Annotated in this window: 20 protein-coding genes; 13 read left to right on the forward strand and 7 right to left on the reverse strand. The window is 69.7% G+C overall.

The annotated features are described in order from the left end of the window. Positions 1 to 40 precede the first annotated feature (40 nt). Entirely contained in the window at positions 41 to 694 is a 654-nt protein-coding gene (locus tag ACOCEP_RS23485; RefSeq protein WP_482331145.1) for a DUF899 domain-containing protein, read from the reverse strand. Then, entirely contained in the window at positions 687 to 1025 is a 339-nt protein-coding gene (locus ACOCEP_RS23490) for an ArsR/SmtB family transcription factor (RefSeq protein ID WP_482331146.1), read from the reverse strand. Before ACOCEP_RS23490 ends, ACOCEP_RS23485 begins: the two co-directional genes overlap by 8 nt. A 135-nt stretch (positions 1026 to 1160) precedes the next feature. Between ACOCEP_RS23490 and icmF the strand changes: the two genes are divergently transcribed. The 3 genes from icmF to ACOCEP_RS23505 are packed head-to-tail and all read left to right on the forward strand — an operon-like array spanning position 1161 to position 6272. Beyond that, positions 1161 to 4397 (forward strand): fused isobutyryl-CoA mutase/GTPase IcmF, encoded by a 3237-nt coding sequence (gene icmF, locus ACOCEP_RS23495; RefSeq protein WP_482331147.1) that lies wholly within the window; start codon positions 1161 to 1163, stop codon positions 4395 to 4397. 43 nt (positions 4398 to 4440) lie between these two features. Continuing rightward, entirely contained in the window at positions 4441 to 5286 is an 846-nt protein-coding gene (locus ACOCEP_RS23500; RefSeq protein ID WP_482331148.1) for an LLM class F420-dependent oxidoreductase, read from the forward strand. Continuing rightward, positions 5283 to 6272 carry a TIGR03557 family F420-dependent LLM class oxidoreductase gene (locus tag ACOCEP_RS23505; protein ID WP_350599102.1) on the forward strand — a complete coding sequence of 330 codons (990 nt, stop codon included), beginning with the start codon at positions 5283 to 5285 and terminating at the stop codon, positions 6270 to 6272. The genes ACOCEP_RS23500 and ACOCEP_RS23505 overlap by 4 nt, the downstream gene beginning before the upstream one ends. A 272-nt stretch (positions 6273 to 6544) precedes the next feature. Here ACOCEP_RS23505 and kstR read toward each other — a convergent pair whose 3' ends face one another. Then, positions 6545 to 7192 carry a cholesterol catabolism transcriptional regulator KstR gene (gene kstR / locus ACOCEP_RS23510; protein WP_038523880.1) on the reverse strand — a complete coding sequence of 216 codons (648 nt, stop codon included), beginning with the start codon at positions 7190 to 7192 and terminating at the stop codon, positions 6545 to 6547. A 144-nt stretch (positions 7193 to 7336) separates the two neighbouring features. Between kstR and ACOCEP_RS23515 the strand changes: the two genes are divergently transcribed. From ACOCEP_RS23515 to ACOCEP_RS23525, 3 genes are all read left to right on the forward strand, one after another. Next, on the forward strand, positions 7337 to 9412 hold the full coding sequence (locus ACOCEP_RS23515) for an acyl-CoA dehydrogenase family protein (protein ID WP_482331149.1): 2076 nt from the start codon (positions 7337 to 7339) through the stop codon (positions 9410 to 9412). Between the two features lie 115 nt (positions 9413 to 9527). Beyond that, complete coding sequence (locus ACOCEP_RS23520; protein ID WP_482331151.1) at positions 9528 to 12293, forward strand: DEAD/DEAH box helicase; 2766 nt, start codon at positions 9528 to 9530, stop codon at positions 12291 to 12293. Further along, the gene (locus ACOCEP_RS23525) at positions 12293 to 13477 is read left to right on the forward strand and encodes an SWIM zinc finger family protein (RefSeq protein ID WP_482331152.1); all 1185 of its coding nucleotides are present in this window, start codon (positions 12293 to 12295) and stop codon (positions 13475 to 13477) included. The genes ACOCEP_RS23520 and ACOCEP_RS23525 overlap by 1 nt, the downstream gene beginning before the upstream one ends. 434 nt (positions 13478 to 13911) lie before the next feature. Here ACOCEP_RS23525 and ACOCEP_RS23530 read toward each other — a convergent pair whose 3' ends face one another. Then, entirely contained in the window at positions 13912 to 15159 is a 1248-nt protein-coding gene (locus ACOCEP_RS23530) for an alpha/beta hydrolase fold domain-containing protein (protein ID WP_482331153.1), read from the reverse strand. Between the two features lie 66 nt (positions 15160 to 15225). On the opposite strand from ACOCEP_RS23530, the gene ACOCEP_RS23535 reads away from it, so the two are divergent. The 7 genes from ACOCEP_RS23535 (at position 15226) to ACOCEP_RS23565 (ending at position 22058) form a co-directional block, all read left to right on the forward strand. After that, entirely contained in the window at positions 15226 to 16617 is a 1392-nt protein-coding gene (locus ACOCEP_RS23535; RefSeq protein ID WP_482331154.1) for a WS/DGAT/MGAT family O-acyltransferase, read from the forward strand. A gap of 87 nt (positions 16618 to 16704) precedes the next feature. After that, entirely contained in the window at positions 16705 to 17769 is a 1065-nt protein-coding gene (locus ACOCEP_RS23540; protein WP_482331155.1) for an acyl-CoA dehydrogenase family protein, read from the forward strand. Positions 17770 to 17773: 4 nt separating this feature from the next. Continuing rightward, positions 17774 to 18946, forward strand: a complete 1173-nt coding sequence (locus tag ACOCEP_RS23545; protein ID WP_482331156.1) for an acyl-CoA dehydrogenase family protein — start codon at positions 17774 to 17776, stop codon at positions 18944 to 18946. After that, on the forward strand, positions 18943 to 19857 hold the full coding sequence (locus ACOCEP_RS23550; RefSeq protein WP_482331157.1) for a bifunctional MaoC family dehydratase N-terminal/OB-fold nucleic acid binding domain-containing protein: 915 nt from the start codon (positions 18943 to 18945) through the stop codon (positions 19855 to 19857). Before ACOCEP_RS23545 ends, ACOCEP_RS23550 begins: the two co-directional genes overlap by 4 nt. Beyond that, complete coding sequence (locus ACOCEP_RS23555) at positions 19854 to 20249, forward strand: MaoC family dehydratase (protein WP_482331158.1); 396 nt, start codon at positions 19854 to 19856, stop codon at positions 20247 to 20249. Before ACOCEP_RS23550 ends, ACOCEP_RS23555 begins: the two co-directional genes overlap by 4 nt. Beyond that, the gene (locus ACOCEP_RS23560) at positions 20249 to 21418 is read left to right on the forward strand and encodes a lipid-transfer protein (RefSeq protein ID WP_482331159.1); all 1170 of its coding nucleotides are present in this window, start codon (positions 20249 to 20251) and stop codon (positions 21416 to 21418) included. The genes ACOCEP_RS23555 and ACOCEP_RS23560 overlap by 1 nt, the downstream gene beginning before the upstream one ends. 73 nt (positions 21419 to 21491) lie before the next feature. Further along, positions 21492 to 22058: a DUF5134 domain-containing protein gene (locus ACOCEP_RS23565; protein WP_482331160.1), complete on the forward strand. Its 567-nt coding sequence runs from the start codon at positions 21492 to 21494 to the stop codon at positions 22056 to 22058. A gap of 257 nt (positions 22059 to 22315) precedes the next feature. Here the strand turns inward: ACOCEP_RS23565 and ACOCEP_RS23570 are convergent, their stop codons facing one another. The 3 genes from ACOCEP_RS23570 to ACOCEP_RS23580 form a co-directional block, all read right to left on the reverse strand. After that, positions 22316 to 22777 (reverse strand): riboflavin kinase, encoded by a 462-nt coding sequence (locus ACOCEP_RS23570; protein WP_073846827.1) that lies wholly within the window; start codon positions 22775 to 22777, stop codon positions 22316 to 22318. A 99-nt stretch (positions 22778 to 22876) separates the two neighbouring features. Then, positions 22877 to 23626 carry a class I SAM-dependent methyltransferase gene (locus ACOCEP_RS23575; RefSeq protein ID WP_449698654.1) on the reverse strand — a complete coding sequence of 250 codons (750 nt, stop codon included), beginning with the start codon at positions 23624 to 23626 and terminating at the stop codon, positions 22877 to 22879. 52 nt (positions 23627 to 23678) lie between these two features. Then, on the reverse strand, positions 23679 to 24542 hold the full coding sequence (locus ACOCEP_RS23580) for a MaoC/PaaZ C-terminal domain-containing protein (protein ID WP_482331161.1): 864 nt from the start codon (positions 24540 to 24542) through the stop codon (positions 23679 to 23681). Between the last annotated feature and the right edge of the window lie 10 nt (positions 24543 to 24552).

Consider the following 24552-nt stretch of genomic DNA (forward strand, 5'->3'; position numbering starts at 1 on the left):
TTCTCGACATGCCCTCGACGCATTTAGAGGACTAAATGCGTCAGTACTCGTCGTGGCGCTTCCACCAGTGCCCGGGGCCGTCGGTCCCGCGGCCGGACTCCTCCCAGGCCTCTTGCCGCCCGAGCGGTGTCAGGTCCAGGTAGCGCAGCGTCCCCACCAGCTGGTCGCCGCCGCGGGCGGTGGTGAAGTACGTCCGGTACACCTCGTCGCCGTCGCGCAGGAAGACGCTGACGCCGAACCCGCCGTCGATACCGCAGTCGGGGTTGAAGCCGTCGGCGGTCGAGACCCACGGGACGGTCCAGCCCATCCGCTCCTTGTACCGCTCGATCTCCGGCAACGTCGCCGGCGCGACCACGTACAGCGTGGTGTCGCGGGCGTGCAGGTGGGCGAGGTGGCCGATGTTGTCCACGAGCATCGAACAGCCGGGACAGCCCGCCTTCTGCCCGGGAGCGAGCATGAAGTGGTACACGATCAGCTGACGGCGTCCCTCGAACAGGTCCAGGAGGGTGACCCGGCCCTGGGGCGCGTCGAACTCGTAGGTGCCGTCGAAGCGGACCATCGGCAGCCGGCGGCGCTCGGCGGCGATCGCGTCCGCGGCGCGGGTGAGCTCTTTTTCCTTCGCCAGCAACGCGTCTCGGGCGATCTGCCACTCGTCGTGCGAGACGACGGCCGGCAGGGTGACGGTCTCAGTCATTTCGTTCGCCTTTCTGAAGTTCGGCCAGGTGTTCTTCCATGCGGTCGAAACCGCCTTCCCAGAAACGCCGGTAGCGCTCGACCCATTCGGAGACGTCGCCGAGCGGGGCGGCCTCCAGCCGGCAGGGCCGCCATTGCGCGGTCCGGCTCCGGCTGATCAAGCCCGCGCGCTCGAGGACCTTGAGATGTTTGGAGATGGCTTGGAGGCTGACCGGAAAGGGTTCGGCCAGCTCGTTGACGCTGGCCTCGCCGGTGGCGAGCCGGGCGAGGATCGCCCGCCGGGTGGGGTCCGCCAAGGCGGCGAACGTGGCGCTGAGCTGATCAGTGGTCATCGCTGCTCAATCAATCGGTTGTTTAACCCTAAGGTTGAATATACTGGTGCGAGTCGATCTGTCAAGGACGGATGAGAGCGTCATCACGCGAGTGGATGGGTTTAAAACAGTAGGAAGTCCAAGTATTTTGGAGGGATGAGCAGCGACCTGCACCGGCCCGTGAACCCCGTTCGTTTCGTGACGGCGTCGAGCCTCTTCGACGGGCACGACGCGTCCATCAACATCATGCGGCGCATCCTGCAGTCGCAGGGCGCGGAGGTCGTGCACCTCGGGCACAACCGGTCGGTCGACGAGGTCGCCACCGCGGCCATCGCCGAGGACGTCCAGGGGGTGGCCATCAGCGCCTACCAGGGCGGGCACGTCGAGTACTTCAGCTACCTGGTCGAGCTGCTCAACGAGCGCGGCGCGGGGCACATCAAGGTGTTCGGCGGCGGTGGCGGCGTCATCGTCCGCGAGGAGATCGACCTGCTGCACTCGCGGGGTGTCGCGCGGATCTTCTCGCCGGAAGACGGCTACGAGATGGGCCTCCCGGGCATGATCAACCTGATGATCAAGGCCTGCGACACGGACCTGTCCGCACAGTCGCCGGGCTCGCTGGACAAACTGCTTTCGGGTGACATCCCGGCGCTGTCGCGGGTCATCACGCAGCTTCAGCGCGAGGCGCTGCCGCAGGACGTGCTCGACAAGATCACCGAGGCCTCCAAGTCGCGGACGGTGCCGGTCCTCGGCATCACCGGGACGGGTGGTTCCGGCAAGTCGTCGCTCACCGACGAGCTGATCCGCCGGTTCCGGCTGGACCAGGAGGACAAGCTCCGCATCGCCGTGCTCGCCGTCGACCCGTCACGCCGCAAGGGCGGGGGAGCGCTGCTCGGCGACCGCATCCGGATGAACTGCCTCGACGGCAGCCCGGTCTACTTCCGTTCGCTCGCCACGCGGACCACCAGCGGCGAAATCCCCACCGGCCTCTCCGAGTCGATCCTTGCCTGCAAGGCCGCCGGGTTCGACCTCGTGATCGTCGAGACGCCCGGTATCGGCCAGGGCGACGCCGGCATCGTCGACTACGTGGACCAGTCGCTGTACGTCATGACGCCGGAGTTCGGCGCGGCGTCGCAGCTGGAGAAGATCGACATGCTCGACTTCGCCGACGCGGTGGCGATCAACAAGTTCGAGCGCCGCGGCGCCGAAGACGCCCGCCGCGACGTCGCGCGCCAGCTCGTGCGCAACCGCGAGGCGTTCAGCTCCTCGCCCGAGGACATGCCGGTCTACGGCACCAGCGCCGCGAAGTTCAACGACGACGGCGTCACCGCGCTCTACCAGCACCTGCGCGACACCCTCGCCGAACGCGGGCTGACTGTCTCGGCAGGGGTGCTCCCGAAGGTCGAGGGCAAGGTCTCGACCGACGCGAGCACGATCATCCCGGCCAACCGGACGCGCTATCTCGCGGAGATCTCCGAGACCGTCCGCGGGTACCACGCCAAGACCGGGCAGCAGGTCGCCGCGCTGCGCAAACGTGAGCACCTCGCCGCCGCCAAGGAGGCGCTGGCCGCCGTCGACGCGGGCACCGACGCGCTCGACGGCCTGCTCGCCGCCGCCGAGTCCGATGTGGACGGTGAGTCGACGAATCTGCTGGCCCGCTTCCGGGAACTCGCCGAGTCCTACCGTGCCGACGAGCTCGTCGTGAAGATCCGCGACAAGGAACTGCACACCCAGCTCTGGCGCGACACGCTGTCCGGCAACCGGATCCCGCGCGTGGCGCTGCCGCGCTACACCGAATCCGGTGAGCTGCTGTCCTTCCTGCGCCGCGAGCACCTGCCCGGATACTTCCCTTACACCGCGGGCGTTTTCCCGTTCAAGCGCGAGGGTGAGGACCCGGCGCGCATGTTCGCCGGCGAGGGTGACCCGTTCCGGACCAACAAGCGGTTCAAGCTCCTCTCGGCCGATTCCGATGCGAAGCGCCTTTCGACCGCCTTCGACTCGGTGACGCTGTACGGCCACGACCCGCACACCCGCCCCGACATCTACGGCAAGGTCGGCACCTCGGGCGTCTCCATCGCGACGCTGGAGGACATGGAGGTCCTTTACGACGGCTTCGATCTGACCTCGCCGAGCACGTCGGTGTCGATGACGATCAACGGGCCGGCGCCGACGATCCTCGCGTTCTTCCTCAACACCGCGATCGACCAGCGGATGGCGGCGTTCCGGGCCGAGCACGGCCGCGAGCCGTCCGAGACCGAGGCCGCCGAACTGCGCGAATGGGCGCTGCGCAACGTCCGCGGCACCGTGCAGGCGGACATCCTCAAGGAGGACCAGGGGCAGAACACCTGCATCTTCTCGACCGAGTTCAGCCTGCGCATGATGGCCGACATCCAGGAATGGTTCATCGAGCACGGCGTCCGGAACTTCTACTCCGTGTCGATCTCCGGCTATCACATCGCCGAGGCCGGGGCGAACCCGATCTCGCAGCTGGCGTTCACCCTGTCGAACGGTTTCACCTACGTCGAGAGCTACCTCGCGCGCGGGATGAACATCGACGACTTCGCGCCGAACCTGTCGTTCTTCTTCTCCAACGGCATGGACGCCGAGTACTCGGTGCTGGGCCGGGTCGCGCGCCGGATCTGGGCCGTCGCGATGCGGGAGCGTTACGGCGCCAACGAGCGCTCGCAGAAGCTCAAGTACCACGTGCAGACCTCCGGCCGGTCGCTGCACGCGCAGGAGATGAGCTTCAACGACATCCGCACCACGCTGCAGGCCCTGTGCGCGCTCTACGACAACGCGAACTCCTTGCACACCAACGCTTTCGACGAGGCGATCACCACGCCGTCGGAGAGCTCCGTGCGGCGCGCGATGGCCATCCAGATGATCATCAACAAGGAGTGGGGCCTGTCGAAGAACGAGAACCCGTTGCAGGGCTCGTTCATCATCGACGAGCTGACCGACCTGGTCGAAGAGGCCGTCCTGCTGGAATTCGACCGGATCTCCGAACGCGGCGGCGTGCTGGGCGCGATGGAGACCGGCTACCAGCGCGGCAAGATCCAGGACGAGTCGATCCTGTACGAACGCCAGAAGCACGACGGCACGCTGCCGATCATCGGCGTCAACACCTTCCGCAACCCGAACGGCGGCGAGAACGACGTCGAAGTGGAACTCGCGCGGGCGACCGAGGACGAGAAGCGTTCGCAGCTGGAGCGGCTCGAGGACTTCCAAACCCGTCACCACGCCGAGGCGCAGGTCGCGCTCAAGACGCTGCGCGAGGCGGCGACCCGGGGCGGCAACCTGTTCGGTGTCCTGATGGACGCGGCGCGGGTCTGCTCGCTCGGCCAGATCACCGAGGCGTTCTTCGAGGTGGGCGGGCAGTACCGGCGCAACGTCTAGCCGCGCGGGAATATCGCGGTGCGTGTCCGGGTAGTTGCTGGACATGGAGATCGGAATCGCCACCTTCGTCACCGATGAAGGCATCAGGCCGGACGTCCTCGCCGCGGCCGCCGAAGAACGCGGGTTCAGCTCGCTCCACATCGCGGAGCATTCGCATATCCCGGTCAGCCGGGAAACGCCGTACCCGGGCGGCGGCGAACTGCCGCGCGTGTACTACCGGACGCTGGACCCGTTCGTCGCGCTGACGGCGGCGGCCGGGGCCACCTCGAACCTGCGGCTGGGCACGGGCGTCGCGCTGCTGCAGCAGCGCGACGTCATCCACACGGCGAACGAAGTCGCCTCGCTGGACCTGGTCTCGCGAGGCCGGTTCGACTTCGGCGTCGGCGTCGGGTGGAACCGGGAGGAAATGCGCAATCACGGCACGGATCCGCGCACCCGCGGCGCGCTCGTCGACGAGCAGCTCGCCGCGCTGAAGGAGATCTGGACGAAGGACGAGGCCGAATTCCACGGCGAACACGTCGACTTCGATCCGATCTTCGCGTGGCCGAAGCCGGTGCAGAAGCCGCATCCGCCGATCTACATCGGCGGCGCGGGGCAGAAGGCCATGGAGCGGATCGCGAAGTACGGCGACGGTTGGCTGCCGCACGCCCATACGCCGCCGGAGGAGCTTCGCCGGGTGCGTCAGTGGCTCGCCGACCAGGGGCGTAGCGACATCAAGTTCTCCGCCTTCGGCGCCACCCCGGAAGAGGACGCGCTGGGCAGGCTGGCCGAGGGTGGCGTCGACGAGGCGACGCTCTTCCTGCCGACCGAGCCCGAAGCGGCGACACTGGACCGACTCGACCAGTTCGCGAAGGTCGCCGAGAGCTTTCGAAAGGGGCAGCAGGCGTGACTGAGGTTCAAATCGGCTTGGCCGCGGCGTTGGAGCAGTTCTCCCCGCGCGAGTCGATCCGGCTGGCCGCGCTGGCCGAACAGCATGGATTCTCCGGCCAGATGGCGGCCGACCACTTCCAGCCGTGGGTCCCTCAACAGGGTGAAGCGTCCTTCGTGTGGAGCGTGCTCGCGTCGTTGGCGGAAAACACCACCGGCGACCTCGGGCCGGGCGTGACCTGCCCGTCGTTCCGGCTGCACCCGTCGATGGTCGCGCAGGCCGCGGCGACGCTGGAGGCGACCTATCCGGGCCGGACCTGGCTCGGCATCGGATCCGGCGAAGCGCTCAACGAGCACATCATCGGCGGTTACTGGCCCGAAGCGCCCGAGCGCGTCCGGCGGATGTTCGAGGCGCTCGAAGTCATCCGGAAGCTGTTCACCGGCAAGGACGTCAAGCACAGCGGCGAGTTCTTCAAGCTGCACACCACCCGGCTCTGGACGCTGCCGGACGAGCCGCCGCCGATCTACATCGCGTCGGCCGGTCCGTACACCTCGCGCAAGACCGGTGAGCTCGCGGACGGGCTGATCACGCCGGGCGCGTCGATCGAGAAGCTGGCGGGGATCCTCGACAACTTCGGCACCGGCGCGCGCAAGGCCGGCAAGGACCCGGACTCGATGCCGAAGCTGCTGCAGGTGCACCTGTCGTGGGCCGAGGACGACGAGACGGCGTGGGCCAACGCGCTCGACCAGTGGCCCAACGGCGGCATGAAGTTCCCGAAGGCCGACATCCGCTCGCCGTTCGACTTCGCGCAGATGGCGAAACTGGTGCGGCGTGAGGACTTCGAGGGGCGCATGGTCGTCTCGTCCGATCCGGACGTGCACCGCGCGGCGCTGCAGAAGTACGTGGACGCCGGCTTCAACCGGATCTACATCCACAACGTGGGGCGGAACCAGGACGCGTTCATCGAGACCTTCGGGCGGGACGTGCTGCCGAAGCTGACCGCCTGACCCGCCTCGACGGTTCTGGCCTCAGGTACCCATTGGCTTCCGGCCGCTGGTGATCTCCGAGCCTGGTCCGTGAAGGCATGAGGGTCTGGAGCCGGGCGTCGCGAAAGCCACTTTCGGGACATCAGGCGTCTCGAAAGTGGCTTTCGCGACATGCTCACCAGGGCGGTGGCGGGCCCGGCCAAGCCCAGCACCCGGCAGAACCCCGGTACCGACTGGGTCTGGTCTCGTGAGTGGTATGGACGGTTCTAACCGTCCTTACCACTCACGAGGTTTCAGACGTTCTTGTCCAGCAGCAGGTGCACCGACAGCTCCAGCCGGTTCGCCACGTCGGCCGCCGACGCGCGCCGCGTCACCCAGGCGACCAGGTTCGCCATCCAGACGTCGGCGATGACGTGGAAGATGTCGCGATCGGCCTCGGTCGGGTCCTCGATGCCCATGGCCTTGGCGAACATGTTCTCCATCAGCCGTCCGACCTGCTCGACCTCGGCGGCCGCGGTCGTGTCGGCGAACATGAACGCGCGGACCATGGCCTCGGTCAGATGCGGATCCCGCTGCATCAGCCGGGTGTTGCGGCCGAGGACGAACATCAGCCGCTCGCTCGGGGTGTCACCGGGGATGGCGGCGCGGTCGAGTTTCTCCTGCGCGCGCTCGAATTCCCTGGCCAGCCCGGAAACCAGCAGGTGGATCTTCGAGGGGAAGTAGCGGTACAGCGTGCCGAGCGCGACGTCCGCCTTTTCGGCGACCGCCCGCATCTGGACCGCGTCGTATCCGCCCTTCGCGGCGAGCGTCAGGGTCGCGTCGATGATGCGGCGCCGCCGGTCGCGTTGGGCCGCGGAGCCGAGTTCCTCGCCGCCCAGCGCGGAGAGACCATTGCCGCTTCGCGCCTTCGCGCTCGTGGGCGCCTTGGCCTTCCCTGGCATCGCCACGTCCCCTTCGTCGGAACTTGTTCCACTTTCCTCACGTAGCGTACCTAAGCGGACGAACTGTTCAAGACGTGACCCACTGGGCAAGAAACTGTAACACGTTCTACACTCGCGGGTAGGTCCGGCGAGGAGGTCTCACCCGTGTCGATCGCGCTCACCGAAGAACAGGCTGCCTTGGCCGCGTCGATCCGGGCGTGGGCGGCGTCCGCCCGTCCCGTCGACGCCGTCCGAAGTGGCCGGATCACCGAGCTGCCACGGGGGCTGGCGGAACTCGGCCTGTTCGGCGTGGCGATTCCCGAAGACGTCGGTGGCGGAGGCGGCACGCTCGCCGATCTGGCCGCCGGGCTCGCCGAAGCGGCCGAAGCGCTCGTGCCCGGTCCGGTCCTCGGGACCGCGTTGGGCGGGGCGTTGCTCGCGACGGTTCCCCAGGCCGCCAAGGAACTCCTGCCCGATATCGCGGAGGGGACCGAACGGCTGGCGGTGGTGCTCGGCGGCGGTTTCCGGATCGCGGACTCGGTGGTCGACGGCGAATCGGGCCCGGCTCTCGACGTTCATCCGTCGGCGTGGACGCTGGTCTCGGACGGCACCGTGTCCGCGCTCATCCCGCCCGGAGCGTCCGGCGTGGACATCGAGCCGGGCGAGCCGTTCGACGTCTCCCGGCCGGTCGGCCGGATCCGGTGCGCGCAGGTGCGGGCCGAAGCGGTTTTCGAGGCGCTGCCGGTGGATTCCTACGCTGCCACACTCGGCGCCGCGGAAGCCGCGGGGATCGCTCGATGGTGTCTCCGGACCGCCGTCGAGTACGCGAAGGTGCGGGAACAGTTCGGCCGTCCGATCGGGTCGTTCCAGGCGATCAAGCATCTGTGCGCGGAGATGCTGTGCCGGGCCGAAGCCACCGACGCGCTCGCGTGGGACGCGGCCAGAGCGGCCGAAGACCCGGCGCAGCACGCCTTCGCGGCAGCGACCGCGGCGGCCTACGCGCTCGACGCGGCCGTGGCCAACGCGAAGGACTGCATTCAGGTCCTCGGCGGTATCGGCTTCACCTGGGAGCATGACGCGCACTTCTACCTGCGCCGCGCCGCCGCCCTGCGCCAATGGCTCGGCGGTTCCGCCCGCTGGCGCCGTCGCGCGGCCGATCTCGCGCTGCGCGGTGACCGCCGGACCTTGAGCGTCGACGTCGGTGAAGACGCCGAACTTCGTGACGTGGTAAGCGAAATCGCCACCTTGCCCGAGCCGGAGCGGCGGGTGGCGCTGGCCGATTCGGGTCTGCTGGCCCCGCATTGGCCGGCTCCGTACGGCAGGGGAGCGACGGCCGCCGAGCAATTGCGGATCGACGCCGCGCTCGACGAAGCGGGTGTCCGCCGACCGGATCTGGTCATCGGCGGCTGGGCCGTGCCGACGTTGCTGGAACACGGCTCGGAGGAACAGCGCGAACGGTTCGCCGCGCCCACGTTGCGCGGCGAGATCGTCTGGTGCCAGCTGTTCAGCGAGCCCGAAGCGGGTTCCGATCTCGCGTCGCTCCGCACGACGGCCCGCCGCGTCGACGGCGGATGGCTGCTCAACGGCCAGAAGGTGTGGACCTCGCTCGCGCGCGAAGCCGATTGGGCGATCTGCCTGGCGCGGACCGATCCGGACGCGCCGAAACACAAGGGGATCACCTACTTCCTCGTCGACATGACCGCGGACGGCATCAGCACGCGTCCACTGCGCGAGATCACCGGCGACGCCGTCTTCAACGAGGTGTTCCTCGACGACGTCTTCGTCCCGGACGAGATGGTGGTCGGGGAGGTCGACGGCGGCTGGCGGCTGGCACGGACGACGCTGGCGAACGAGCGCGTGGCCCTCGGGAGCGGATCCGCGGTGGGGGAGGGCGTCGAGAACCTGCTCGCCACGCTTGGCGCGGACGCCGATCGGGAGCGGCTCGGGGCGCTGATCGCCGATGGGAGCGCGTGTTCGGTGCTGGATCTGCGGGCGACGCTGCGGCGGCTCGACGGGCAGGATCCCGGTGCCGAGTCGAGTGTGCGCAAGCTGCTGGGCGTGCGGCATCGGCAGGCGGTGGCGGAGTTCGCGCTGGAGGCGCTGGAGGAGAAGGCGCTCGTGGCCGGCGACCCGGCGCAGCACGAGTTCCTGCTGACCCGGTGCCTCAGTATCGCGGGCGGGACCACCCAGGTGCTGCTGTCTCTGACGGCCGAGCGGCTGCTGGGGCTGCCCCGGTCCTGAACGTCCCTGTCACGCCCCTTTCGCGTGCTATGAACGGTCCGTTCCTTGCAAATTTCGCAAGGAACGGACCGTTCATAGCACCGCCGCCCGAGGGATGTCGGTCCGGTGCTCTAGCGTGCGGGTCGTGGAGTTCGGCACAGGAACCCAGGCCACCTTCGTCCCCTCGGATCCCCCGCGGGACGGTGTGCTGGCGCTCTGGGGAGACGGCGTAGCGGGTGACACCGCGATCGAACTCGTGCTGCCGGTGGGAAAGGTCTTCCGGCGTACGAAGGTCGACGCGGCACTCGTCCCGCTGTCACGCGCGATTCCGCGGCTGCTGACCGCCGAGGGCGACCTGAGCCCGGCCATCGCCGCGTGGTCGGCCGTCGCCGAAGCCGGGGTGAACCTCATCGCCCGTGGCAGGCTGCTGCCCGCTGCCTCACCCGGCGGGGTGGATTCGTGGCGGGTCGGTCCGCTCGACGTCGCCGACGAGGAGATGCTGCGCGGGCTCGCCGCCGCGCTGCCTCCCGAGGCACACGCGCTGCCGTTGTCCGGGCTGAAACGGATCCGGCTGCATTCACCGGAGTCGCTGATCCGCGCGCTCTGGGACGCGACGGCGGACGTGCTGGTCCGAACGCCCGCCGCGAGCGTCGCGGCGGGCGGTCCGGCGTTCGCGGCGGCCGAGCCCACGCTGGTCGGGCCGGACGGTGCCGCCTGGCTGGCGGAGCTGAGCGCCCGGCAGGCCCAGGGGGCGCATCTCGTCCTGCGCATGGAGGTCCATGAACCCGAAAACCCCGAAGAAGAGCCCATGTTCGAGGCCGTCCTCGCCGTGCGGAGCGCCGCCGACCCGAGCCTGATCGTCGAGGCGGCGACGCTGTGGGACGCGCCCGAAGCGGTCCTGGAACGGATGGGCGAGCAGGTCGAGACGCAGTTGCTGTTAGGCCTGCGCCGAGGTGCCAGGGCATGGGCTCCGCTCGGCCGCATGCTCCGGTCCGCCGCGCCGACCGGGCTGATGCTGGAGTACGACGAGGTCGTCGATCTGCTGACCCACGGGGACGCGGCGCTCGGTGGCGCCGGCATCGAGGTGCAGTGGCCGAAGGACCTCTTCGCGGGCGAGCTCAAGGCGAAGGCGAGCGCGACCCAGGCTCCCGGCAGCGTGACCGGCCCAGAGTTCACGCTCAAGAGCCTCCTGCAGTTCCGCTGGCGGCTCAGCCTCGGCGACGAAGACCTCACCGACGCCGAGGTCACCGCGCTCGCGGAGGCCAAGCGACCGCTGGTGCGGCTGCGGGGGAAATGGGTCAAGGTCGACGCGCGCCTGCTCGCCAAGGTGCGCGCCCACCGCGCGAAGAAGCTGTCGGGAGCCGAGGCGCTGGCCGCGGCGCTCACCGGCGAACTGGAGCTGGACGGCGAAAAGGTCGAGTTCACCGCACCGTCGGCGGTGACGGGGCTGCTCCAGCGGATCCGGGAAAGCGCCGCGGAACCGATCGAGCAGCCGGCGGATCTGAAGGCCACCCTGCGGCCCTATCAGAAGGCCGGGCTCGCCTGGTTGGCGACGATGACCGGGCTCGGTCTCGGCGCCTGCCTCGCCGACGACATGGGGCTCGGCAAGACGATCCAGCTCATCTCCCTGCACCTGCATCGCCGTCCGCTCGGCGAGGGGCCCACCCTGGTCCTGTGCCCGACGTCGTTGCTGGGCAACTGGGAACGGGAGTTCGCCCGGTTCGCGCCGGACATCCCGGTGCGCCGGTTCCATGGTGGCGGGCGGCATCTCGACGAGGTCGCGCCGGACGAGGTCGTGCTCGCCACGTACGGCGTGCTCCGCCGCGATCGCGAGGCACTGTCCGAAGTGGACTGGGGGATGATCGCCGCCGACGAGGCGCAGCACGTGAAGAACCCGCTTTCGGTCACCGCCAAGGAATTGCGGAAGATCCCGGCCGCCGCGAAGGTCGCGCTGACCGGGACGCCGATGGAGAACCGGCTCACCGAGCTCTGGTCCATCATCGACTGGACGACGCCGGGGCTGCTCGGTTCGCTCGACGGGTTCCGCCGCAAGGTCGCGCGTCCGATCGAGCGGGACCGGGACACCGCGGCGACCGAACGGCTCGCCGCGACCGTCCGGCCGTTCCTGTTGCGCCGCAAGAAGACCGACCCGGATATCGCCCCCGAGCTGCCGCGCAAGACCGAGACCGACCGGTTCGTCCCGCTCACCGCCGAGCAGACGACACTGTACGAGGCCGTGGTCCGGGAAAACCTCGCGATGATCCGCGAGCTGGACGGGGTGGCCCGGCGTGGGCAGGTGCTCAAACTGCTCACCGAGCTCAAACAGATCTGCAACCACCCGGCGCAGTACCTCAAGGAACCGGGGGTGCTGCACGGCCGGTCCGGCAAGCTGGCCGCGTTCGAAGAGTTGCTCGACGTCGTCCTCGACGAGGGCGACAGCGTGCTCGTGTTCAGCCAGTACGTCCAGCTGTGCCGTCTTTTGGAGAAACGCCTGGCCGAACGCGGTCTGCCGACGATGCTGCTGTCCGGATCGAGCACGCCCAAGGTCCGGGAGGACATGGTCGCCCGGTTCCAGGCGGGCGAGGTGCCGGTGTTCCTGCTCTCGCTGAAGGCGGGCGGTGTCGGGCTCAACCTGACCAAGGCCACCCACGTGATCCACTACGACCGCTGGTGGAACCCGGCGGTCGAGGACCAGGCCACCGACCGCGCGTACCGCATCGGGCAGGACCGGCCGGTCCAGGTGCACCGGCTGATCGCGGAGGGCACGCTCGAGGAGCGCATCGCCAGGGTGCTGGAGACCAAACGCGGGCTGGCGGACGCGGTCGTCGGCGCGGGCGAGAACTGGATCACCGAACTGTCCGACGACGAACTCGCCGACCTCGTCCGGCTCGGAGAGCCCTGATGCCCGGCGTGACAGGGCGGAAACGGCGCACCTTCGGCAACACGTGGTGGGGCAAGGCGTGGGTCGAGGCCCTGGAGGAACGCGCCAAACTCGATCCGAACCGGTTACCGCGAGGGCGGACGTACGCGCGCAAAGGCACGGTCACCAAGCTCGCCGTCGGCGTGGGAGAGGTGACGGCCTGGGTGCAGGGCAGCCGGTCGGTGCCGTACCGGGTGACCATCCACATGCGGGCGTTCACGGAGCCGCAGTGGGAGAGCCTGCTAGGCATGGTCGGCTCGCGGCTCGGGCACGTCGCGGCCCTCCTAGACGGCGAACTGCCCGGCGAGCTGGCCGAGGACGCGCGAGCCGCCGGCGCGGACCTGCTGCCCGGCCCCGGCGATCTGCGCCCGAAGTGTTCCTGCCCCGACAGCGCGAACCCGTGCAAGCATGTCGCCGCGGTGTACTACCTGGTCGCGGACGAGGTCGACGCCGATCCGTTCGTGTTGTTCCTGCTGCGCGGCAGGCCGAGGGAAGCCGTGCTCGCGGAACTGCGGTCCCGCCGAGCCCCCGCGACCACGCCGGGCGAACGGGTGCGTGCCCCCGCCGCGCCCGGGGTGGACCCGAAGCGGGCTTACACCCGGCGGATCGCCGCACTCCCGCCGCGGCCGGCGCTCCCGGCCACGGTCGGGCCACCCGCGGTTCTCGACGTCGATCCGCCGCACCGCACCGGCTGGAGCGGTGAGATGTTCGTCGAACTGGCGGCCGACGCCGCCGCGCGGGCCTGGGAGCTGCTGGTCATGGGTCCCGAGCGCGAGGTGGAGCTGTCGTTCGAGGAAGACCTCGCTCGCCGCGCGGCGGCGAGCGAGCCCGAGATGGTCGCCGAACTCGCCGAGGCGGCCGGGGTCGCGGTGCGGGATCTGACCCTCTGGGCACAGGCCTGGCGGGAGGCGGGCCGGGGCGGGATGGCGGTGGTCCGGGAGGCTTGGCGGCCCGCGCAGGCACCGCTCGCCCAGGCCAAGGCGGACCTGGCCGAATCCGGGTTGCCGGGCGAGCCCAAGACGTGGCGGAACCGGATCACGCAGGGCGACCTGCAACTGCGCTACGGCCGGGACGACCGGTGGTATCGCTTCGTGCGCGACGGCGAGGGCTGGCGGGTCGACGGCCCGTCCTCCGCCCGGCCGACCGACGTGATCTACCCGCCCTGATCTCACCACTCACGAGGACGTGGCACCGCATCGAGCGGGCTACGCTTTGCTCACGCCGCGCCTTGTGTTCCCAGTCCGTGAAGGCCTCCTTGAGGGACTCTGGGTCCCTCAAGGAGGCCTCCACGGACTTCCGACCAGTAGGTCCTTAGGACGCGGTTGGCTCTAACCGTCCTCATCACTCACGAGCCGCGCCCCACCACGCCACTGTCACGCTTGCCCCGGCAGTACATGAAGGACCCCTTCATTGCGCCAGGCGCAATGAAGGGGTCCTTCACGTACTGGGTATAGGTGCGAAGGGCGAGTTTCCTCGGCTGAGCCGAGGGAAGGGGGCCTTCACGCGCCGCCGCTGTGACTGCTGGTGCCACTGAGGCTGCGGTGACGATCGCGAGGTAGTGAAGGAGGCCTTCACGGACCGGGCAAGGGAGCGATCCCACTCACGAGGAGCCGGAGCGGCGCAGCCAGGTGCGATAGCTCCACTCCAGGAACCGTTCCACCCCGCGCACCACATGGGCGCTGCGGATCGAGGGGAAGACGTCGAAGGCGTGCTGCGCGCCGGAGATCTCCGCGTACGCGACCTCACGCCGGGACTTGTCCCGCAGGCGCCGCACGAATTCGCGGGCCTCACCCACCGGTACCAGCGAGTCGCGGACGCCGTGGATGACGAAGAACGGCGGCGCGTCCTCGGTGATCCGGTCCAGCGGTGACGCCGCGATGTAGTCGTCGAGGAAGTTCACCGGATCGCGGTCCGCCTCGAAGACGTGCCGGGCGATCAGCGTTTTCAACCGGGCCTGGCTGGAGCGCCGTCCGCTGGTCGCGGCGAAGTCGTACACGCCGTAGTGCGGGGCGCACGCCTGGATGCTCGTGTCGGCTTCGGCGAAGCCTGGCTGCAAGGCCGGGTCGTTCGCGGTCAGGGCCAGCAGCGCGGCGAGATGCCCGCCCGCGGAACCGCCGGTGACGGCGACGAAGGACGGGTCGCCGCCGTAGGTCTCGGCGTTGTCCCGGATCCAGGCCAGCGCGCGTTTCGCGGCGATGATATGCGCGGGCCAGCGGGCGGCGGGGGAGAGCGGGTAGTTGATCGCGACGCAGATCCAGCCGCGTTTGGCCATGTGCAGCATCAGCGGCAGTCCCTGCTGGTCCTTGTTGCCGATCACCCAGGCGCCCCCGTGCACCTGCAGCAGGATCGGCGCGCCGGTGACCGGCTCGCGCGGGGCGTAGACGTCGAGCAGGAACCGTTTCCCGCCGGGCGCGTAGGCGATGTTCCGGGTACGCCGGACGTCGGGGTCGCGCATGCGGAACGGCATGGCCAGCTGGCCCCACGGCGTCGCGAGGTCGGTCGGGCTCGGCGGGTGCTCGAGTTCGCCGGCGTAGGCCTCGCCGATGCCTTCGGCCAGCGCCGTCTCGATCTCGTCGCGGGCCCGCTGGGACTGCGCGATCAGCGTGCCGAGCCCGGCCGCCGACGCCGCCGCGAGCGCGAGCCCGGCCTTGCTCGAACCGCCCCGGTGCCGGGCGACATGCGCCGCCGCGTCGGCCGCGGTGAGCGCGAGCAGATGCGGCGCGAGCTCCCCGGTGAGCCAGCCCGCGAAGAACGCCGGGATCGCCGTGCGGGCACCCCTCGGCGGCTTCAGGGCGTTGGCGGTGAGCGCGAGCTGGAGGGCCTGGCGGACGACGAAACTCGGCTGCATGGGCACCGATCCTACCGCCGGGTGACCGCCTAGAACGGGTTGCAAAGTTCACTTAAGGTGCTTCTCATGCAGAGATTGAGCGGTCTGGACGCGAGTTTCCTCTACCTGGAGACACCGGCCCAGGTCCTGCACATATGCGGGCTGCTCACCGTGGACGGTTCGACCATGCCCGGCGGCTACGATTTCGAACGCTTCAAGGAGAAGCTGGCCGAACGGGTCGAGCTGATCCCGGCGTTCCGGCGCAAACTGCACAACCCGCTCTGGAATCCGGCGCATCCGGTCTGGGTCGAGGACGAGGACTTCGACCTCGAAGCCCACGTGCACCGGATCGGCGTACCCGCCCCCGGCGACCGGCGGGAACTGGCCGAACTCTGCGCCCACATCGCGGGACAACGACTGGACCGCGCGCAGCCGCTCTGGCAGTTGTACGTCATCGAGGGCCTGGCCGGCGGCGAGGTCGCGGTCCTGCTGAAGATGCATCACGCCAGCGTCGACGGAGTCGGCGGTGCCAGCTTGATCAGTTACCTCGCCGGGCTCGATCCGGACGCCCCGCCGCCTGAGATCGCGAAGGACGACCGGAGCAACGCGGGCGTTCCCGGCAGGCGCGCGCTGTTCGGCGCGGGGCTGACGTCGTTCGCGAAGCGGCCGGTCGAGCTGGTGAAGCTGCTGCCCGACCTGCTCGAACTCGTGCCGAGATGGCTGGGGAAAGCGTTGCAGGGCAAGGGGATGCCGGTCCCGTTCACCGCGCCGCGCACCTCTTTCAACGGGACGATCACCGCGCACCGCAGTGTCGCCTACGCTTCCCTCGATCTCGATGACGTCAAGCAGGTGAAGGACGCCTTCGGGGTGACGGTCAACGACGTCGTCCTCGCCGTGGTTTCCGGTGCGCTGCGGCAGTTCCTGCGCGACCGGGGCGAACTGCCGGAGGATCCGCTGGTGGCGACCGTGCCGGTGTCGGTACACGGCCGGACCGAGCGCGAGCACGGCAGCAACAAGGTGTCGGCCTTCTTCGCCTCGCTGCCGACGCATCTCGACGACCCCGCCGCGCGGCTGTTCATGCTCGCGGAATCCAACCGGCTGTCCAAGGAACATCACCACACCATCGACGCCGACATGCTCCAGGACTGGGCGCAGTTCTCGGCGGCGACCATGTTCGGCCTCGCGGTGCGCGCGTATTCCGCGCTGCGCCTGGCCGAACGGCATCCGGTGGTGCACAACCTGGTGGTCTCCAACGTGCCGGGCCCGCCGATGCCGCTGTACCTGCTGGGCTGCCGGATCACCGGGCTCTATCCGCTCGGCCCGGTGTTCCACGGCGCGGGGCTCAACGTCACCGTGCTGTCCAACGCGGGCCGGGTCGACGTCGGTCTGCTCGGCGCCCGCGAACTCACCGGCGACCTGTGGCCGCTCGCCGACCACTTCCCCGACGCGCTCGCGGAGTTGCTCAAGGCCACCTCCTAGATCCTCCCCCTTGCCGTCGCGGCTCCTTCCGGTTAAGACTAGAACAGGTTTCAATATTGTGCCCGTTCGCCCCGGTGAGGAGCCAGTGTGGACTTCCAGTTCGACGAGACGCAGACCGAGGTCACCGCGCTGGCCGCGCGCGTCCTCGGCAAGGAGCGTGAGTCCGCGGACACGTGGCGCGCGCTGGCCGACGCCGGTCTGCTCGCCCTGGCGCTGCCCGCCGAACTCGGCGGTGACGGTCTGGGCGTCGCCGAAGTCGCCTTGGTGCTGACCGAACTCGGGCGCGTCGCCTCGCCGACGCCCGCGCTGGCGTCGCTGGCGTTCGGCGTCCTGCCGGTCACCGCGCTGGGCGGGCCCGACCAGTGTTCGGCGCTGCTCCCGCCGGTCGCCGCGGGCGAAGCCGTGCTCACCGCCGCGCTGCACGAGCCTTCCGCGCCGTTCACCACGCGGCCCGCGACGGTCGCGGAGTCGGCCGGTGACTGGCGGCTGAGTGGCGTCAAGATCGGTGTGCCGTTCGCGGCGGAGGCGACCCGGATCCTGACGCCCGCTTCGCTGCCCGGCGGTACCGGCGTCTTCCTCGTCGATCCGCGCGCGGACGGCGTGACGCTGACGCCGACGAGAACCTCTTCCGGCACACCGGATTACACGATGACGCTGGACTCGGTGACCGTCACCGACGCCGATCTCCTCAACGGGCACGGTCCCGGCGAGTCGATCGCGACGCTGCACCGGTTCGCGCTCGCGGGCGCCGTGGCGTTCGGCGACGGGCTGCTCGCCGGCGCGCTCGCGCTGACCACGAAACACGTCGGCGAACGTGAGCAGTTCGGGCGGCCGCTGGCGACGTTCCAGGCGGTGGCCCAGCAGATCGCCGACGTCTACGTCGCTTCGAGGACGGTCCAGCTGGCCGCGCGGTCGGCCGTCTGGCGGCTCGCGGCAGGGCTCGACGCCGACGCGGAACTCGACATCGCGGCCTACTGGCTGGCGGAGGAGGCGCCCGCGGCGCTGGCCGTCTGCCATCACCTGCACGGCGGGATCGGCGTGGACGAAACGTATCCGCTGCACCGGTTCTCGTCGGCGGTCAAGGATCTGGGACGAACGCTCGGCGGCGCCTCGTATCGGCTGGCCGGCCTGGGCGAACTGGTGGCGGGGTGAACCGATGCTGATCGAACTGACCGCGGCGCAACACGAGTTGCGCTCCGAACTGCGCGAGTACTTCGCCGGGCTGGTGAGCGCCGACGAGCGGCGCGCGATGCTGCGGGAGCGGCACGGGCCGGTGTACCGCGAGATCGTGCGCCGGATGGGCCGCGACGGATGGCTCGGCGTCGGCTGGCCGGAACAGTACGGCGGCCGGGGTTTCGGCGAGATCGAGCAGCACATCTTCGTCGACGAGGCCGCCCGTGCCGACGTCCAACTGCCGTCGGTGACGCTGCAGACCGTCGGCCCCACGGTGCAGGCGTTCGGCACTGAAGAGCAGAAAGCCCTGTTCCTGCCCAAGATCCTCGCGGGCGAGGTGCATTTCGCCATCGGTTACACCGAGCCCGACGCGGGAACGGATCTCGCGGCGCTGCGCACGACGGCGGTGCGCGAAGGGGACGAGTACGTCGTCAACGGCCAGAAGATCTTCACCACCGGCGCGCACGACGCCGACTACATCTGGCTGGCCGTGCGCACCGATCCCGGCGCGCCCAGGCACAAGGGCATCTCGATCCTCATCATGGACACCCGCGACCCGGGCTACTCGTGGACGCCGATCATCACCTGCGACGGCGCCCACCACGTGAACGCCACCTACTACTCGGACGTCCGCGTGCCGGCGAACATGCTGGTGGGCAAGGAGAACGAGGGTTGGCGGCTGATCACCACGCAGCTGAACCACGAACGTGTCATGCTCGGCCCCGCCGGGCGGATCGGCGGTCTCCACGACCGCGTCCGTGAGTGGGCGGCGGCGAGGAAGACCCCCGACGGGACACCTCTGCTCCACTTGCCCGACGTCCGGGCCGTGCTCGCGGAAACCCTGGCGACCGCGCGCATCAACGAACTGCTGAACTGGCAGGTCGCGGCGTCGTCCGCGACCGCGCCGGTGGCGGTGGCCGACGCGTCGGCCACCAAGATCGTCGGCTCCGAGCGGATCCAGGGGCTGACCAGGAAACTGGAGGAGATCGTGGCGCGACACGGCGATCAGGCCGACGCCGGAACCGCGGAACTGGCGCAGTGGCTGGACGTGGTGGCCAAACGCAATCTGGTCCTGACCTTCGGTGGTGGCGTCAGCGAGATCCAGCGCGAGCTGATCGCGACCGCCGGGCTCGGCCTGCCGAGGGTGCCGCGATGAGCATCCAGGAAGCGGCCGAACGCATCGCCGCGCGCGGGGAATCCGCGCCGAGGGCCGCGCGCGACGCGGTCAACCAGGCGATGGTGAACAACTGGGTCGAAGCCATCGGCGACCGCAATCCCGTGTACGTCGACGAGGAGTTCGCCGCCACGAGTGTCCACAAGGGACTCGTCGCGCCGCCCGCGATGGCGCAGGTGTGGACGATGGGCGGGCTGCACTGGACCAGGGCGTCGGACGATCCGCTCGGCGCGATGATGGAGGTGCTCGACGAGGCCGGGTTCACCTCGGTGGTCGCGACGAACTCCGAACAGAACTACTTCCGGTATCTGCGGCACGGCGAGCGGGTCGAAGCGACCGCGAAACTCGAGAGTGTGGTCGGGCCGAAACGGACCGCGCTGGGCGAAGGCTGGTTCGTGACGACGAAGACCACCTGGTACGTCGGCGACGAGGCCGTCGCGGACATGGTGTTCCGGGTGCTGAAGTTCCGTCCGCCGGGTGCCGAGCCCGCCAAAACCGCCGCGCCCGTGCTGCGGCCGGTGATCAGCAAGGACACCGAGTTCTTCTGGGCCGGTCTGCGGGAAGGCGAGCTGCGGATTCAGCGCTGGGGCGAGACCTTGCGGCATCCGCCCGGACCCATGCCGCCGGACGGCGACTTCGGCGCGAAGCCGGACTACGTCGTCGCGTGCGGACGCGGCACGGTCTACAGCTACGTGGTGCACCACCATCCGAAGGTCCCCGGCAAGGAGCTGCCGTTCGTGGTCGCGCTCGTCGAACTGGAGGAGGGTGTCCGGGTGATGGGCGAGCTGCTCGACGCCGATCCCGAGAAAGTCCACATCGGACTCCCGGTGGAATCGGCCTTCGTGAAGATCGACGAGGAACTGACGTTGCCCGCTTGGAGGGTCGCGCGATGAAGGACTGTCCGGTCGGCACCGAGCTGCCGCCGCTGACGATCGAGGCCACCCCGACCTTCGTGGTGAGCACCGCGCTGGCGACGCGGGACTTCCAGGACGTCCACCACGATCGCGACGCCGCCGTCCAGCGCGGCTCGAAGGACATCTTCCTCAACATCCTCACCGACACCGGCCTGGTGCAACGGTTCGTGACCGACTGGGCGGGCCCGGAGGCGTTCGTGCGCTCGATCAAGATCCGGCTCGGCGTGCCCTGTTATGCCTACGACACGCTGACCTTCACCGGGCGGGTCACGGAACGGGACGGCGACGACGTCGTGGTCTCGGTGTCCGGTGTGGACAGTCTCGGTGAACATGTGGTGGGCACCGTGGCGATCACGTTGGGAGGCGAGTGATGACCCTGTCGGGACGGGCGGCCATCGCCGGGATCGGTGCGACGGAGTTCTCGAAGGATTCCGGGCGCAGTGAGCTGCGGCTGGCGGCGGAAGCGGTTTCGAGCGCGCTGAAGGACGCCGGGCTCACTCCGTCCGATGTGGACGGATTGGTGTCGTTCACCATGGACGGCAACAGCGAGATCGCCGTCGCGCGGGAGCTCGGCATCCCGGAGCTCAAGTTCTTCAGCCGGATCCACTACGGCGGCGGAGCCGCGGCCGCGACCGTGCAACAGGCCGCGATGGCAGTCGCGACCGGGGTCGCGGACGTGGTCGTCGCGTACCGGGCGTTCAACGAACGGTCCGGCATGCGGTTCGGGCAGGTGTCCTCGGCCGCCGCGGGGCAGGTGAACTCGTCCGGCGTCGACAACGCGTTCCACTACCCGATGGGGATCGCGACGCCGGCCGCGACCGTTGCCATGCTCGCCCGGCGCTACATGCACGAGTACGGCGCGACCAGCGAGGATTTCGGCCGGGTGGCGGTTATCGACCGTGCCCGCGCGGCGACCAACCCCAAGGCGTGGTTCTACGGCAAGCCGATCACGCTCGACGAGCATCAGGCCTCCCGCTGGGTCGCCGAACCGCTGCATCTGCTGGACTGCTGCCAGGAGAGCGACGGCGGGGTCGCCCTGGTCGTCGTCAGCGCCGAGCGGGCGCGAGACCTGCCGCACCGGCCCGCCGTGATCGCGGCGGCCGCGCAGGGGAGCGGGCCGGACCAGTACGTGATGACCAGCTACTACCGCGACGATCTGCCGGCGCTGCCCGAAATGGGTGTCGTGGGACGGCAGCTGTGGGAGCAGTCCGGGCTGGGCCCCGGCGACATGGACCTCGCCGTGCTGTACGACCACTTCACCCCTTATGTCCTGATGCAGCTGGAAGAACTCGGCTTCTGCGGGAAGGGCGAGGCCAAGGACTTCATCGGCGGCGGCACCCTGGAACTCGACGGGAAACTCCCGCTCAACCCGCACGGCGGGCAGCTGGGGGAGGCCTACATCCACGGGATGAACGGGATCGCCGAAGGGGTCCGGCAGCTCCGGGGCGACGCCGTCAACCAGGTCGACGGGGCGTCCCGGGTCTTGGTGACCGCCGGTACCGGCGTACCTACGAGCGGATTGGTCCTGACCGCGGGCTGAGATCACCTCAATGCCCGATGGTGTACTAGAGCGCCACCTGCCACGGTGAAGGGGTTACCGGCCGGGAGGTGCCATGTCTGGACCAATCGTCGTCGCGTGGACCCTGACCGCGGTGTTCGCCGCGCTGGTCCTGCCCTGCGTGCTGAGACTCGTCCGCCTGGACTACGGCAGGCAGGGCGCGGCGGTCCGCAACGGCGACCTGGCCGAACTGCTGCTCGTCGTCGCCATGGTCGCGATGCTGTCCCCGGTCGGCGGCCCGATCCCGGCGGCGGGCTGGCAGGCGGTGCTGGCGCTGACCGCGGGCTGGTTCGCCGTCTCGTGGTGGCGGGGGCGGCGCTCCGGGCACTCGTCGTGCGGGCATCACGCCGTGTCCGCCGTCGCGATGCTGTTCATGGTGACCTTCATGCCGCACAGCGACGTGACCCACGGGCCGTGGCTGGTGATGTCCGGCCCTGGTGGCACTTCGGCCTTGTGGCTTTCGCTGATCTTCGGTGCCGTGGCCGCGTATTTCGCGGCGGACGCCGTGCGCGCCGGGGTACTCGCGGCGCGGGGTGGCGGCGATGGCCAGACGTCGCGGCGGGTGTGCCGGGTGATCATGGGACTCGGCATGGGTTACATGCTGCTGGGCGCGGCGGTCTGACGTCTCGGGGGTGTGTTGCGAAAGCCACTTTCGCAACACTCAACGTTGCGAAAGTGGCTTTCGCAACGCCCGTGGGACGCCGGTCCTGAAGTCCTGGATGAAGTGCCGGTTCTAGGGCGTAAGTGGTGAGCCGGGCTGGAAGACGTGTCGCGAAAGCCACTTTCGAGACATCTAAGGTCGCGAAAGTGGCTTTCGCGCCCTCGCCACGCGGCGGTCGTGGGCGATCAGACCGCTTGAAGCAGATGTCCTGCGGCGGTCTAGGAACCGAGCGGCACGCGCCGCACGACACCGGCCTCCGCGGCACCCGCGTCCGGCAAGCCGTCGGCCGGGTTCTCCGCGGCCCACTTGCGCGCGTCGGCGATGTCCTTGTTGAGCGCGACGATCAGCGCTTCCGAAGACGGGTACGCCTCCTGCTCGCGCAGGTGGTGGCCCAGCCAGACGGTCAGCACCTCGCCGTAGAGGTCACCGCTGAAGTCCAGCAGATGCGCCTCGACGAGCCGGTAGCCGTCCGCGCCGTAGTAGGTCGGCCGCCTGCCGACCGAGACCGCCGCCGCGATCCGGGTGCCGTCGGCACGTTCGGCCCAGCCGGCCCACACTCCGTCGCCGACCTGGCCGTCCTGGTCGCGCAGCGCGATGTTGGCGGTCGGGAAGCCCAGCTCCCTGCCCCGCTGGTCGCCCTTCTCCACCTGGCCACGGACCACGAAGTACTCCGTCGTCATGCCGCTCCCGTCCCTGCCGTCACGAGAGCCATGAATACCATGCCTCGCGGCCGGGGTCGACCGCCGTTCACGTCGCGGGAGTGTCCACTGTGTACTCGGTCACGTCGTGACGAGCCGGTAGCCCAGGTCGAGTTCCGTCCGGCCGAGCAGCCCGACGTGGTGCCGGTGCCAGTGCCCGTCCGCGAGATCGGCGCGCAGCCGCTCGACCGCCGTCGCGACGACGTTCTGGTCCAGCAGGGCCACCCCGGACATCCCCGCGCGCACCCGCTCGGACAGGTACGCCTCCGGCCTGCGCCAATACGCGCCGAGGAAGCCGTCGACGCAGTCCGACGGCACCGGCAGCGGTGCCACCGCGGGTACCTGGCCCGCCTCGGTCAGTTCTTCGACGACCCGGTCGAGACAGGCCAGTCTGCTCTCGTGTTCGGCGATCTCGGGCAGGTAGTCCCGCACCAGCCAGAACCGCGCGAACACCGCCTGATCCCAGGTCACGATCACCTGGCGGCGGGACACGCGCCGCAACTCGGCCAGCCCGGCGGTCACGTCGGTCCAGTGGTGCACGGTGAGCACCGCCAAGGCGACGTCGAAGGCGCCGTCGGCGAAGGGCAGGCCTTCCGCGCACGCCTGGACGGCGGGCGCAGCCGTGGCGGGACGCTGCGCGATCATCCGCCGTGACGGCTCGACGGCCACCACGTCGCGGTCTTCCGGCTCGTAGGAACCGGCTCCGGCCCCGACGTTGACCACCGAGCGCGCGTCGCCGAGGGCCGCGGTGATGGCGGCGGCGACGCGGGGATCCGGCCGTCTCGATCGCGCGTAGTCCCGGCCGAGTTCGGCATACGGGTCCGAGATCAAGGGGCGCACCCGGCCGAGTCTAGCCAGGTGCGCTACCTGCGGGAACGAGGATTCAGTCTGTCGTGGTCAAGAAAGTGTCGGAAAGGACGGGCGCGTCGTCCCGGTCCGGCGCCGTGGTCGCGATCAGCAGCCCGGCGGGCTCGTGCCAGACGCGGGTCCGCAGCGGTTCGCCGGGGAAGACGACGCCGGCGAACTTGGCCGAGAACGACGCGACGCGGGCGGTGTCGCCGTCGAGGCACGCGTCTGTGACCGCCTTCGCGACGACGCCGTAGGTGCACAGGCCGTGCAGGATCGGCCTGTCGAACCCGGCCGCCGCGGCGAACGCGGGATCGGCGTGCAGGGGGTTGCGGTCCCCGCAGAGCCGGTAGAGCAGCGCCTGTTGCGGCAGCGTCGGGGTGTCGATGACGGCGTCCGGCTCCCGCGACGGAAGCTCGACGCGATCGGACGGGCCGCGTTCGCCACCGAAACCTCCTTCACCACGGGCGAAGATGCTCGATCGCAGCGTCCACAGTGGAGTGCCGTCCGAGTCGGTGGCGACTGTCTCGTTCACGATCACGGCCGCCTTGCCCTTGTCGAAGACGTCGACGATCCGCGTCCGCGCCACGGCCTTCCCCGAGACCGGGATGGGCCGGTGCGCGATGACCTCCTGCTTGCCGTGCAGCACTTTCCCGAGGTCGACCTCGACGCCGGGGAACGAGACCGCGGGCGGCTCGAACACGCGCAGGTTCGCCGCCACGGTGGCGAACGTCGGCAGCACCTGGAGGCCCTCTTCGTAGGTGTAGCGCAGTTCGCGCGGGCTCATCGGATCCGCGCCGGCGCCCAGCGCCAGGTGGTAGAGCTGCACGTCGGACGCGGTCCAGGCGAAACTCACCTCGCCGAGGTCGGCGCCGATCGCGACCGAAGGATCGATGGGCACGGGGGAACTC

The sequence above is a fragment of the Amycolatopsis sp. CA-211722 genome (assembly GCF_056828465.1).